Raw genomic sequence first — 13,755 nt, 5'->3', positions numbered from 1 at the left:
CGCCTCGACTCCTCGATCGGAGAAACCCCATGAACCTGCGCAGCAGCTGGGTCGCCGAGACCGGCCAGACCCGCGAGGACACCCGGCTCACCCAGACCGGTGTCACCACGATGTCCAACCCCGTCCAGGTCCGCTCCGGCATCCTGCCCGGCTCGTACGACGGCACGTTCCGGCTGGCCGGCTTCTGGACCTTCGGCTCCGGCGCCATGACGGCCACGGTCTCCGAGGGCCGGGCCGTCATCCAGGGCGAGATCACCCAGGGCGCCTACCCGGTGACGCTGCCGACCTCGGAGGCCGTCACCTTCGTGCCGGGCAACGCCCAGTACGCCCGCATCGACGTGATCGTCCTGAAGATCTACGACACCCTCTACGACTCCTCGACGAAGACCGAGGCGAAGCTCGAGGTCATCCAGGGCACCCCGGAGCAGACCCCGAAGGCCCCGCTCATCCCGGCGCGCTGCCTGCCGCTGTACGAGGTGACCGTCCCGGCCGGCGCCAGCGCGGGCAACGGCGGCATCCCGTGGAACACCGCGCTCAAGGACCTGCGCACCACGGTCGTCTCGCTCGGCGGCATCCTCCCGGCCGAGGGAGCGAGCGGTCCTGGCGCCTACCCGGGCCAGTACCAGGACGCGGCCAACACGCTCCAGCGCTGGGACGGCTCCAAGTGGGTGCCGTACCCGGCGGCGCTCGGCGGCATCATCCCGAACACCGCCTCGGCCACGCCGGCGAGCTACACCGGCCAGTACCGCGACACGGCGAGCGGCCAGCTCCAGCGCTGGAACGGCGCGGCGTGGATCCCGTCCGTGCCCGTCGGCGCCTTCGTCGACAACGGCGACTACGGCGACACCACCTCGACCACCTACACCTCGACGCTCGCGGGCCGCGTCACGAACCCGCTCACGGTCAGCTTCGTCGCCCCGCCTTCGCGGTCCGTCGCCGTCGGCTTCGGCGCCAAGATGCGGTCGGGGAGCGTCGACCACTACGCGTACATGGCGCTCAAGCTCACCCAGGGCGCCACGGTCGTCAACGACCTCGAGGACGACTACGCGGTGATCGCCGCCACCCAGAACATGATCTCGGCGTCCAACACGCGGCGCTACTCCGGCCTGACCGCGGGCGCGACGTACACGCTCACCGCGTTCTTCCGGGTGATCACCAACACCCTCACCCTCAAGGCCGGCTTCGACAACACCTTCATCAAGGTCGACCCGCTGCCGTAGTCCGCGCTCCACCCACCCGACAGGAGAACACCATGGCACTGCGCAGCGGCTGGCTTCCCCCGACCGGCCAGACCCGTGTCACCACCCGCCTCACCGCCCACGGCGCCACCACCCCGGTCAACCCGCTCGCCTCGCGCTCCGGCATCCTGCCCGGCACGTTCGACGGCAAGTTCCGGGTCGGCGGCCTCTGGATGAGCTCCAGCGGCCCGATGACGGCGACCGTCTACGCCGGGCGCGCCGTCATCCAGGGCCCGAACAACCAGGGCGCCTACCCCGTCACCCTCGACGCGGACACCGTCCTCACCTTCGGCGACGGCGACCCGCTCAACCCGCGCATCGACCTCGTCGTCCTGCGCGTGTACGACGACGAGTTCGACAGCCTCACCCGCAACGAGGCCGTCCTCGAAATCGTCAAGGGCCAGCCGAAGGCCCAGCCGGAAGCCCCGGCCGCGCCCCCGCTCTCCCTCGTCCTCTTCTCCGTCAAGGTGAAGGCCGGAGCCTCGGCCGGCACCGGCGGCATCGACTGGGTGGGCGGCGCCTCGACCGACCTGCGCACCACCCTCGTCGGCGTGGGCGGCATCCTGCCCGTCTACAACAACGCCGGGGTCCCCGGCTCCTACCCGGGCCAGTACCAGGACAACGACAACGCCCACCTCCTCCAGCGCTGGGACGGCACCGCCTGGGTCGCGTACCCGAAGGAGATCGGCGGAGTCGCCCCCAGCGGCACCCTGTCGACCGGCGGCTACGTCGGCCAGTTCCGCGACAACAACGGCGTCCTCCAGCGCTGGAACGGCACCGCCTGGGCGAACTACCAGGCGCCGGTCGAGGTGGAGACCACCACGACCGGCACGACGCCGCTGACCGGCTGGACGGTCGTGGCCTTCGCCGCCCGGCGCAGCCGGGGCCTCGCGACCGTCCTCGTCACGGTCATGCGCAACGGCGCCGACATCAACGCCAACAGCGCCGGCAACATCAACGACGAACCGCTGTGCACCCTGCCCGCCGGGTGGCGCCCCGCCTTCGACTACGAGGCCTCCGCCTGCGACGGCTTCGCCAGCGGTGCCGCGTACATCGCGCCCAGCGGACAGATCAACCTGCGCACCTGGTCCCCGAACGGCGCCCTCACCACCGGCCGCACCGTGCGGATCTCCGCGACCTACGTCCTGTAAGGGGGCTGTCCATGGCAATCGACACGCCCTACCGGGCCATCTTCTGTGACCTCTGGACCGACATCACCCTCGACATCCTGCCGCTGCGGGACGTGTCGTTCGAGGACTACATCGGCCGGGCCGGCTCGCTGTCCGGCACCATCCCCATCCCCGACCGCGCCCTCGCCGAACGGGCCCACCGGATCAAGCCGGGCCGCACCACGGTCTACCTGGAGCGCGGCGGAGACCTGTGGTGGGGCGGCATCGTCTGGACCACCAACCTCCAGTCCAGCGGCCGAGGCGTGCTGACCCTCGGGATCCAGGCCTCCACCTTCGACTCGTACGCGACCCGGCGGCGCATCCGTACGAACGAGTTCGAGAGCCGGTTCACCCAGCCGACCGACCAGTTCACCATCGCCCGCAGCCTCTGGAGCAGCCTGTCGGACGGCCTGGGCGTCAGCGGGATCGACGTCGGCGACGCGGCGGAGGAGTCCGGCGTCCTGCGCACGGCCTCCTGGCGGTACGGCGACGAGACCGCCTACCAGGAGGCCCTCGACCAGCTCATCGCCCAGGGCCTGGAGTACCAGATCCTGGTCTACCGCGATCCGGACGACGGCAAGCGGGTCCGCCAGCTCAAGCTCGGCTCGCCCATCCGCACCGGCGCCACCGACATGATCTTCGACCGGCCCGGCGCGATCCTGTCGTACTCCATCCCCGACGACGCCACCCGCGGCGGGACCCAGGCCCTGGCCCGCGGCGCCTCGACCAACAGCAACGCGGGCACCGAGTCCAGGCCCACCATGTCCGACCTCCGGGTGCCGACGAAGCCGCTGCCGGACATCTGGCCCCAGATCGACGTGTCCGAGGACCACAACGACATCAGCGACAAGGCCACGCTGAACGCGCTCGCCCAGGCGGCGGTCGACATGCCGTGGGGCTCCGTGCAGATCCCCGAGATCAGCATCCGGCTCGCCGGAATCGTCCCCCCGACGCTCCTCGGGCGCACCGCACGCATCCGCATCACCGACGAATGGCACCCGACGGGCCTCGACGCCCGTTACCGCATCGTCGGCGTCAAGGTCCGGCCGGCCGAGCGAGGCCGACCCGACACCGCCGACCTGGCCCTCGAGGAGAGCTGATGGCCCTGCTGCCCGAGAACATCATCGACCGGCTGATCCAGATGGAGCGCCGGATCCAGGCCCTGTCCACAGCGGTCAACACCCGTCCTCCTCTCAACGAGATCCGGCCCCTCCCGCTCCCGCCCGGGGCCCCGACCCCGACCAAGCCGGTCCTCCGGGTCTTCGACGGCTACAACCACGAGCTCTTCGCGGACGACATCGCGACGGGCGGCCTCGCCAGGCCGTGGCTGCAGCTGATGCCGCCGGTGGACCACCTGAACGTGGCGAACTGGCCGTCCACCACGAGCACGGCCTTCACCGCCATCGGCCGGTCCTTCAACCCGGTCTGGCAGCCCAAGATGCGGCTGATGATGTACACGAAGGTGTCCAGCGGCGCGGCCGGCCAGGTCAAGGTCATGGTCGACGGCCAGCAGTTCGGCCCCACCGTGAACGCCGGACAGAACTTCGACTACACCGGTCTGCTCCCGGTCGACCTGCCGACCAAGTTCGGCAAGGTCATGACCGTCGAGATCCACGCCGTGGTCACCAGCGCCGGCGGCACGGTGTACGCCCAGACCGTCAGCATGTACGGCACCCAGACCTGACCGTCCGCCCAACCCGGCCGACGAGGCCGTCGAGGAGCACACCATGAACATCGACCCCACCCAGCCCTGGGGCGTGGCCATCGACTACGCCGGCCGCGCCACCGTCACCGAGAACGGCCACACCCTCTCCGTACGCGTCTACGACAACGGTCTCGGCTACACCCTGGAGCGCGACCCGTTCACCGGCGAGTACCCGTCGGTGCAGGTCAGCGCGGAGTTCTCCCGGACCGGCACGGGTGACGCCACCCTGCGCGGCCACGGCCTGGTCATCGTCGCGGCGCGGGACGGCGTCCCCGCCGTGCCCGACCCGACCGCCGTCCAGCGGGCCGTCTCCGCCGCGCTCGCCGACTTCGAGGCCCGCCGTTCGGCCTACGCCGCGCTCTGCGCCACCTGGGTCCCGGCCACGCCGCCGGCCCCGGAGCCCGAGCCGGCCCCGTAACCCCTCTGTCCCACCCGTACGCCCGCCGCAGCGCGGGCTTTTTTCATGCCTGGAGGACACCAGATGGCCACTCCCCTGTCCGCGGACCGGTTCCTCGCCGCACTCCGCGCCGAAGGCGTCAACGTCGTCGAACATCCCGGCTGGCGCACCCACAACCGCAACCACGTCGGCACCTGGGGACCGGTGGTCGGAGTCATGATCCACCACACCGTCTCCAGCGGCACCGCCTCCTCCGTCGAGCTCTGCTACAACGGCTACGAGGGGCTGCCCGGACCGCTCTGCCACGGTGTCATCGCCAAGGACGGCAGCGTCCACCTGGTCGCCTCCGGCCGGGCCAACCACGCCGGCGGCGGCGACCCGTCGGTCCTCCAGGCCGTCGTGACCGAGACGTACGGCGACCGCCCGCCCGCCCCGCGCGAGCACCAGGGCAGCAGCAACGCCGTCGACGGCAACGCCCGCTTCTACGGCTTCGAGTGCATCAACCTCGGCAACGGCACCGACCCCTGGCCGGCCGCCCAGCTCGAAGCCATCGAACGGGTCTCCGCCGCCCTCTGCCGGGCCCACACCTGGGGCGCCAAGTCCGTCATCGGCCACCTGGAGTGGTCCGACTGGAAGAGCGACCCCAAGGGCTTCGGGATGCCGACGATGCGCGACCGGGTCCAGGCCCGTCTCGGCAAGGCACCCGTCAAGAACGCCCCCGCCGCCGGCAAGCCGGCCGCCCCCCGCCTCCAGCCGTTCCCGGGCTCCTCGTTCTTCCGCAAGGAGACGAGCTCCCCGATCATCACGGCCATGGGCCGCCGCCTCGTCGCCGAGGGCTGCTCCGCGTACACCGTCGGCCCCAGCCCCCGCTGGGGCGAGGCCGACCGGCTCAGCTACGCGAAGTGGCAGCACAAGCTCGGCTTCCGCGGCTCCGACGCCGACGGCGTCCCCGGCGCCGCCTCGTGGAACGCGCTGAAGGTCCCGTACACGAAGTAACCCCCCACCAAGGAGCACACCGATGTCCGATGCCGCCAAGCGCACGGCCCGCACCGTCCTCCAGTCCGCCGTCGGCATCGCCGTCGTCCTGCCCGCGATCGTCGACGCCTCCGGCATCCCCGCGACCCTCCCCTGGGTCGCGGGGGCGCTGGCCGTCGCCGGCGGGCTGGCGCGGGTGATGGCCCTCGACCTGGTGCAGACCCTGCTGCCTTCCTGGCTGCGCAGCACCCCGGGCGGTGCCGATGACCGAGTCTGATCCGAACGACCCCGTCGCCGTCGCCCTCGAACTGGAACGGCTCCGGGGCACGCTGGAGGCCGGTTTCGCCCGCGTCGACGGATCGCTCGCGCTGCTCGTCCAGCGCAGCGACCAGACCGACAAGCAGCTCGCCGACCACGAGGCCCGCCTCGACGCCCTGGAACGCGCCCGCTGGCCGCTGGCCAGCATCGCCGCGCTGACGGCGAGCGCCGGCGTCCTCGTCGCGGTCTGGGAACTGGCCGCGCGCTGATCCCTCCGTCCGGAGGAACGCCGAAGGGCGGCCACCCCACACGGGGTGACCGCCCTTCGGTTTCGCACTACTTACTCTTACTGGTTGTACGGACCGTAGTCGTAGTCCTCCAGCGGAACGGCCTGGCCGGAGCCCGAGCCGAACGGCGAGTAGTCGATGTCGTCGTAGCCGACGGCCGAGTACATCGCGGCCTTGGCCTCCTCGGTCGGCTCGACCCGGATGTTGCGGTAGCGGGACAGACCCGTACCGGCCGGGATGAGCTTACCGATGATGACGTTCTCCTTGAGGCCGATGAGGCTGTCGGACTTGGCGTTGATCGCCGCATCCGTCAGGACTCGGGTCGTCTCCTGGAAGGACGCCGCCGACAGCCACGACTCGGTGGCGAGCGAGGCCTTGGTGATACCCATCAGCTGCGGACGGCCGGAGGCGGGGTGACCGCCCTCGGTGACCACACGACGGTTCTCGGTCTCGAACTTCGACCGCTCGACCAGCTCGCCCGGCAGGAGCTCCGCGTCGCCGGACTCGATGATCGTCACGCGGCGCAGCATCTGCCGGATGATGATCTCGATGTGCTTGTCGTGGATCGACACGCCCTGCGAGTTGTAGACCTTCTGGACTTCGCCGACCAGGTGGACCTGGACCGCGCGCTGACCGAGGATCCGGAGCACGTCGTGCGGGTTGGTGGCACCCACGGTGAGCTTCTGGCCCACCTCGACGTGGTCGCCCTCGCCCACGAGCAGACGGGCACGCTTCGAGATCGGGAACGCCGTCTCGTCGGTGCCGTCGTCCGGGGTGACGACGATCTTCTTGGTCTTCTCGGTCTCCTCGATGCGGACGCGGCCGGCCGCCTCCGAGATCGGGGCGACACCCTTGGGCTGACGCGCCTCGAAGAGCTCGACGACACGGGGCAGACCCTGGGTGATGTCGTCACCGGCCACACCACCGGTGTGGAAGGTACGCATCGTCAGCTGGGTACCGGGCTCACCGATGGACTGGGCGGCGATGATGCCGACCGCCTCACCGATGTCGACCAGCTTGCCGGTGGCGAGCGAACGGCCGTAGCAGAACGCACAGGTACCGACGGCGGACTCACAGGTCAGGACCGAGCGGGTCTTGACCTCCTCGACGCCCGCGTTGACCAGGGCGTCGATGAGCACGTCACCCAGGTCGACGTTGGCCGGCGCGATGACCTTGCCGTCGACGACGACGTCCTCGGCGAGCATCCGCGCGTACACGGAGGTCTCGACGTCGTCCGTCTTGCGCAGGACACCGGCCTCGTCCTTGGCCGCGATCCGCAGCTTCAGACCGCGCTCGGTGCCACAGTCCTCCTCGCGGATGATGACGTCCTGCGAGACGTCCACCAGACGACGGGTCAGGTAACCCGAGTCGGCGGTACGCAGGGCGGTGTCAGCCAGACCCTTACGGGCACCGTGCGTGGAGATGAAGTACTCGAGGACGGTGAGGCCCTCGCGGAACGACGCCTTGATGGGACGCGGGATCGTCTCGTTCTTGGCGTTCGACACCAGACCACGCATACCCGCGATCTGACGCATCTGCATCATGTTTCCTCGGGCACCCGAGTCGACCATCATGAAGATCGGGTTCGTCCGCGGGAAGTTCGCGTTCATCGCCTCGGCAACCTCGTTGGTCGCCTTGGTCCAGATCGCGATGAGCTCCTGCGTGCGCTCTTCCTTGGTGATGAGACCGCGCTCGTACTGCTTCTGGACCTTCTCGTCCTGCGCCTCGTAGCCCTTGACGATCTCCTTCTTCGCCTCGGGAACGACGACGTCGGAGATGGCCACGGTGACGCCGGAACGGGTCGCCCAGTAGAAGCCGGCCGCCTTCAGGTTGTCGAGCGTCGCCGCCACGATGACCTTGGGGTAGCGCTCGGCGAGGTCGTTGACGATCTCGGAGAGCTGCTTCTTGCCGACGGAGTAGTCGACGAACGGGTAGTCCTCGGGCAGCAGCTCGTTGAAGAGCGCGCGGCCCAGGGTCGTCCGCAGACGGAACGAGTCACCCTGCTGCCACTCCGGCTCGCCCTCCTCGGTGACCGGGGGAACCCAGCCACGCGGAGCGACGGTGCCGACGGGGAAGCGGATCTCGATCTCCGACTGGAGCGCGAGCTCGCCAGCGTCGAACGCCATGATCGCCTCGGCCGTGGAGCCGAACGCGCGGCCCTCGCCCTTGGTGTCACGGAGCTCACCGTCGGTGGTCAGGAAGAACAGACCGAGGACCATGTCCTGGGTCGGCATCGTGACCGGACGGCCGTCGGCCGGCTTCAGGATGTTGTTCGAGGACAGCATCAGGATGCGGGCCTCGGCCTGCGCCTCCGCGGAGAGCGGCAGGTGCACGGCCATCTGGTCACCGTCGAAGTCCGCGTTGAACGCGGTGCAGACGAGCGGGTGGATCTGGATGGCCTTGCCCTCGACCAGCTGCGGCTCGAAGGCCTGGATGCCGAGGCGGTGCAGCGTGGGCGCACGGTTCAGCAGGACCGGGTGCTCGGCGATGACCTCTTCGAGGACGTCGTACACGACCGTGCGGCCGCGCTCGACCATCCGCTTGGCGCTCTTGATGTTCTGCGCGTGGTTCAGGTCGACCAGGCGCTTCATCACGAACGGCTTGAAGAGCTCCAGCGCCATGGCCTTCGGCAGACCGCACTGGTGCAGCTTCAGCTGCGGACCGACGACGATGACGGAACGCGCGGAGTAGTCCACACGCTTGCCGAGCAGGTTCTGACGGAAACGACCCTGCTTGCCCTTCAGCATGTCGCTGAGGGACTTCAGCGGACGGTTGCCGGGGCCCGTGACCGGGCGACCGCGACGGCCGTTGTCGAAGAGGGCGTCGACCGCCTCCTGGAGCATCCGCTTCTCGTTGTTCACGATGATCTCGGGGGCACCGAGGTCGAGCAGACGCTTCAGACGGTTGTTGCGGTTGATCACACGGCGGTACAGGTCGTTCAGGTCGGAGGTCGCGAAGCGGCCACCGTCCAGCTGCACCATCGGACGCAGGTCCGGCGGGATGACCGGCACGCAGTCGAGAACCATGCCCTTGGGGCTGTTCGCGGTCTGCAGGAACGCGGAGACGACCTTGAGGCGCTTGAGCGCACGGGTCTTCTTCTGGCCCTTGCCGGTACGGATGATCTCGCGGAGGCGCTCGGCCTCCTCCTCGAGGTCGAAGGACTCCAGGCGCTTCTGCAGCGCCGCGGCACCCATCGAACCGTCGAAGTACGTGCCGAAGCGGTCACGCAGCTCGCGGTAGAGGAGCTCGTCGCCCTCCAGGTCCTGGACCTTGAGGTTCTTGAAGCGCGACCAGACCTCGTCCAGACGGTCGATCTCGCGCTGCGCGCGGTCGCGCAGCTGCTTCATCTCGCGCTCGGCACCCTCGCGCACCTTGCGGCGCACGTCGGCCTTGGCGCCCTCGGCCTCGAGCTCGCCGAGGTCGTTCTCGAGCTTCTTGGCGCGGGCCTCCAGGTCGGAGTCGCGACGGTTCTCGATCTGCTGGCGCTCGACGGAGACGTGCGCCTCCAGCGAGGGCAGGTCACGCGTACGGCGCTCGTCGTCGACGTAGGTGATCATGTACGCCGCGAAGTAGATGACCTTCTCGAGGTCCTTCGGGGCGAGGTCGAGCAGGTAGCCAAGACGCGACGGAACGCCCTTGAAGTACCAGATGTGGGTGACGGGGGCGGCGAGCTCGATGTGGCCCATCCGCTCACGGCGCACCTTGGCGCGGGTGACCTCGACGCCACACCGCTCACAGATGATGCCCTTGAAGCGGACGCGCTTGTACTTGCCGCAGTAGCACTCCCAGTCCCGGGTCGGACCGAAGATCTTCTCGCAGAAGAGTCCGTCCTTCTCGGGCTTGAGCGTGCGGTAGTTGATGGTCTCCGGCTTCTTGACCTCGCCGTGGCTCCACTGACGGATGTCGTCAGCGGTGGCCAGACCGATCCGGAGCTCGTCGAAGAAGTTGACGTCGAGCACTATGCGTCAATCCCTCTCAGGGTTGTAAGGCTGTGGGGTCTGATACGGGGGTCCTGGGGCCGGCGGGGGGACCATCGCTGGTCCCCCTGCCGGACTCCCGTCAGACCTCTTCGACGCTGCTCGGCTCGCGCCGGGACAGGTCGATGCCGAGCTCCTCCGCTGCGCGGAAGACGTCCTCGTCGGTGTCGCGCATCTCGATGGACATGCCGTCCGAGGACAGCACCTCCACGTTGAGGCACAGGGACTGCATCTCCTTGATGAGCACCTTGAAGGACTCGGGGATGCCGGGCTCAGGGATGTTCTCGCCCTTGACGATGGCCTCGTAGACCTTCACGCGGCCGGTCACGTCGTCGGACTTGATCGTCAGCAGCTCCTGGAGGGCGTACGCGGCGCCGTATGCCTCCAGCGCCCACACCTCCATCTCACCGAAGCGCTGGCCACCGAACTGGGCCTTACCACCCAGCGGCTGCTGGGTGATCATCGAGTAGGGGCCGGTCGAACGCGCGTGCAGCTTGTCGTCGACCAGGTGGTGCAGCTTGAGGATGTACATGTACCCGACGGAGATCGGGTCCGGGAACGGCTCGCCGGAGCGGCCGTCGAACAGCCTCGCCTTACCGGTCGGGAGCACCATGCGCTCGCCGTCGCGGTTCGGGATGGTGTGCTGGAGCAGACCCGCGAGCTCGTCCTCACGCGCACCGTCGAAGACCGGGGTCGCGACGTTGGTGCCGGGGGCGACCTGGTCGGCGCCGATCGCCTGGAGGCGCTGCGCCCACTCGTCCGCGAGACCGGAGACATCCCAGCCGCGGCTGGCGAGCCAGCCGAGGTGGATCTCCAGGACCTGTCCCGGGTTCATTCGGGACGGGACACCCAGCGGGTTGAGGATGATGTCGACCGGGGTGCCGTCCTCGAGGAACGGCATGTCCTCGATCGGGAGGATCTTCGAGATGACGCCCTTGTTGCCGTGACGGCCGGCGAGCTTGTCACCGTCGGTGATCTTGCGCTTCTGGGCGACGTAGACGCGGACCAGCTGGTTCACGCCCGGGGGAAGCTCGTCGCCCTCCTCGCGGTCGAAGACGCGGACGCCGATGATCTTGCCGATCTCGCCGTGCGGCACCTTCAGCGAGGTGTCACGGACCTCACGCGCCTTCTCACCGAAGATCGCGCGGAGCAGGCGCTCCTCCGGGGTCAGCTCGGTCTCGCCCTTGGGCGTGACCTTGCCGACCAGGATGTCGCCGGCGACGACCTCGGCACCGATGCGGATGATGCCGCGCTCGTCGAGGTCCGCGAGGACCTCCTCGGAGACGTTCGGGATGTCCCGGGTGATCTCCTCCGGGCCGAGCTTGGTGTCACGGGCGTCGACCTCGTGCTCCTCGATGTGGATCGAGGAGAGGACGTCGTCCTGCACGAGGCGCTGCGACAGGATGATCGCGTCCTCGTAGTTGTGGCCCTCCCACGGCATGAACGCCACGAGGAGGTTCTTGCCGAGCGCCATCTCGCCGTCTTCGGTGGCGGGACCGTCGGCGAGGACCTGGCCCTCGATGACGCGGTCGCCCTCGTCCACGACGACCTTCTGGTTCACAGAGGTGCCCTGGTTGGAGCGGGAGAACTTGTGCAGGCGGTACGTGATGTACGTGCCGTCGTCGTTGGCGACCGTGATGTAGTCGGCCGACAGCTCCTGGACGACACCGTCCTTCTCGGCCTTGAGCACGTCGCCGGCGTCGGTGGCGCAGCGGTACTCCATGCCGGTGCCGACGAGCGGGGCCTCCGACTTAATCAGCGGGACGGCCTGACGCATCATGTTCGCGCCCATGAGGGCACGGTTGGCGTCGTCGTGCTCGAGGAACGGGATCATGGCGGTCGCGACCGACACCATCTGGCGCGGCGAGACGTCCATGTAGTCCACGTCCGACGGCTCGACGTAGTCGACCTCGCCGCCACGCTTGCGGACCAGGACGCGCGGCTCGGTGAACTGCAGGTCGTCGTTGAGCGCGGCGTTGGCCTGCGCGATGACGAAGCGGTCCTCCTCGTCGGCGGTGACGTAGTCGACCTCGTCGGTGACCTGGCCGTCGACGACCTTGCGGTACGGCGTCTCGATGAAGCCGAACGCGTTGACGCGGCCGTACGAGGCGAGCGAACCGATCAGACCGATGTTCGGGCCTTCGGGGGTCTCGATCGGGCACATGCGTCCGTAGTGGGACGGGTGCACGTCTCGGACCTCGAAGCCGGCCCGCTCACGGGACAGACCACCGGGACCCAGCGCCGAGAGACGACGCTTGTGCGTCAGACCCGACAGCGGGTTGTTCTGGTCCATGAACTGCGACAGCTGGCTGGTGCCGAAGAACTCCTTGATGGAGGCGACGACCGGCCGGATGTTGATCAGGGTCTGCGGCGTGATCGCCTCGACGTCCTGGGTGGTCATCCGCTCGCGGACGACGCGCTCCATACGAGCCAGACCCGTGCGGACCTGGTTCTGGATGAGCTCGCCGACGTTGCGCAGACGACGGTTGCCGAAGTGGTCGATGTCGTCGGTCTCGACGACGATCTCGTTGCCGTTCTCACCGATCGTCTCGGTCTCGCCCGCGTGGAGCTTGACCAGGTACTTGATCGTGGCGATGACGTCGTCGGTGGTGAGCACGCCGGCGTCCAGCGGCTCGTCGGCGCCGAGCTTCTTGTTCACCTTGTAGCGGCCGACCTTCGCGAGGTCGTAGCGCTTCGGGTTGAAGTAGAGGTTCTCGAGCAGCGTCTGAGCGGCCTCACGGGTCGGCGGCTCGCCCGGACGCAGCTTGCGGTAGATGTCGAGCAGCGCGTCGTCCTGGCCCTGGGTGTGGTCCTTCTCCAGGGTGGCCCGCATGGACTCGTACTCGCCGAACTCCTGCAGGATCTGCTCGGTGGTCCAGCCGAGGGCCTTGAGCAGCACGGTGACGGACTGCTTGCGCTTGCGGTCGATGCGGACACCGACCAGGTCGCGCTTGTCGATCTCCATCTCCAGCCAGGCACCCCGGGACGGGATGATCTTGGCGGAGAAGATGTCCTTGTCGGACGTCTTGTCGATCGAGGAGTCGAAGTAGACGCCCGGCGAGCGGACGAGCTGCGACACGACGACACGCTCGGTGCCGTTGATGACGAAGGTGCCCTTGTTGGTCATGAGCGGGAAGTCGCCCATGAAGACCGTCTGGGACTTGATCTCGCCGGTCTCGTTGTTCGTGAACTCGGCGGTGACGAAGAGCGGGGCACCGTACGTGAAGTCACGGTCCTTGCACTCGTCGATCGAGTTCTTCGGCGGCTCGAAGCGGTGGTCGCGGAAGGTCAGCGACATCGACCCGGAGAAGTCCTCGATCGGGGAGATCTCCTCGAAGATCTCCTCCAGGCCGGACTTCGTGGGGACGTCCTGTCCCGACTCAAGGGCAGCCTCGACGCGAGCCTTCCAGGCGGCGTTGCCGAGCAGCCAGTCAAAGCTCTCGGTCTGCAGCGCGAGGAGGTTCGGAACCTCGAGGGGCTCCTTGATCTTTGCAAAGGAGATGCGCAGCGGGGCGGTGCTTGCGCCGTTGTTCGTATTGGTCGAGGCGTTGCGCGAGGCGGCCAAGAGGGGGTCCTTCCGAGGGCTCGGACTCACTACGCGCGTACCGGTCCCCAGCAGCGCTTCGCGTCGGACATTTCCTGAAATAGCCAAAAGGCCATGTCAGACGGGGTCTGTCGACGAAGCGGATGCGAAGGTATGCCCCTGGTGACGGGCAGAGGGCAGCTAACAGGCAGCGCAAAGGGTCAGT

The 13,755-nt window shown here is 68.6% G+C and carries 10 protein-coding genes; 8 read left to right on the top strand and 2 right to left on the bottom strand.

Features of this window, described 5'->3' with window-relative positions; translation table 11 throughout:
- Positions 1–29 precede the first annotated feature (29 nt).
- The 8 genes from MRBLMG1_RS32175 to MRBLMG1_RS32140 all read left to right on the top strand — a co-directional run bounded on the left by MRBLMG1_RS32175 (position 30) and on the right by MRBLMG1_RS32140 (position 6,011).
- Positions 30–1,220 carry a hypothetical protein gene (locus MRBLMG1_RS32175; RefSeq protein WP_367827684.1) on the top strand — a complete coding sequence of 397 codons (1,191 nt, stop codon included), beginning with the start codon at positions 30–32 and terminating at the stop codon, positions 1,218–1,220.
- Positions 1,221–1,252: 32 nt separating this feature from the next.
- Positions 1,253–2,389 (top strand): hypothetical protein, encoded by a 1,137-nt coding sequence (locus tag MRBLMG1_RS32170; protein WP_367827683.1) that lies wholly within the window; start codon positions 1,253–1,255, stop codon positions 2,387–2,389.
- 11 nt (positions 2,390–2,400) lie between these two features.
- Entirely contained in the window at positions 2,401–3,507 is a 1,107-nt protein-coding gene (locus MRBLMG1_RS32165; RefSeq protein ID WP_367827682.1) for a hypothetical protein, read from the top strand.
- Entirely contained in the window at positions 3,507–4,091 is a 585-nt protein-coding gene (locus MRBLMG1_RS32160) for a hypothetical protein (RefSeq protein WP_367827681.1), read from the top strand. The genes MRBLMG1_RS32165 and MRBLMG1_RS32160 overlap by 1 nt, the downstream gene beginning before the upstream one ends.
- 43 nt (positions 4,092–4,134) lie before the next feature.
- A complete protein-coding gene (locus MRBLMG1_RS32155; protein WP_367827680.1) occupies positions 4,135–4,530 on the top strand; it encodes an ATP-binding protein in 396 nt (131 codons plus the stop codon).
- 63 nt (positions 4,531–4,593) lie between these two features.
- Complete coding sequence (locus tag MRBLMG1_RS32150; protein ID WP_367827679.1) at positions 4,594–5,505, top strand: peptidoglycan-binding protein; 912 nt, start codon at positions 4,594–4,596, stop codon at positions 5,503–5,505.
- Positions 5,506–5,527: 22 nt separating this feature from the next.
- On the top strand, positions 5,528–5,761 hold the full coding sequence (locus MRBLMG1_RS32145; protein ID WP_367827678.1) for a hypothetical protein: 234 nt from the start codon (positions 5,528–5,530) through the stop codon (positions 5,759–5,761).
- Complete coding sequence (locus tag MRBLMG1_RS32140) at positions 5,748–6,011, top strand: hypothetical protein (protein ID WP_056651295.1); 264 nt, start codon at positions 5,748–5,750, stop codon at positions 6,009–6,011. The genes MRBLMG1_RS32145 and MRBLMG1_RS32140 overlap by 14 nt, the downstream gene beginning before the upstream one ends.
- A gap of 77 nt (positions 6,012–6,088) precedes the next feature.
- Here MRBLMG1_RS32140 and MRBLMG1_RS32135 read toward each other — a convergent pair whose 3' ends face one another.
- Positions 6,089–9,988, bottom strand: coding sequence for a DNA-directed RNA polymerase subunit beta' (locus MRBLMG1_RS32135; protein ID WP_367827677.1), 3,900 nt, complete (start codon positions 9,986–9,988; stop codon positions 6,089–6,091).
- Positions 9,989–10,088: 100 nt separating this feature from the next.
- Positions 10,089–13,571: a DNA-directed RNA polymerase subunit beta gene (gene rpoB / locus MRBLMG1_RS32130; RefSeq protein WP_367827676.1), complete on the bottom strand. Its 3,483-nt coding sequence runs from the start codon at positions 13,569–13,571 to the stop codon at positions 10,089–10,091.
- Positions 13,572–13,755: the final 184 nt, after the last annotated feature.

The organism is Streptomyces sp. LMG1-1-1.1 (genome assembly GCF_040815545.1).
In the GTDB taxonomy this organism is placed as follows: Bacteria; Actinomycetota; Actinomycetes; order Streptomycetales; family Streptomycetaceae; genus Streptomyces.
The sequence above is the reverse complement of the archived record's forward strand: the minus strand, read 5'-3'. Positions and strand labels throughout refer to the sequence as shown.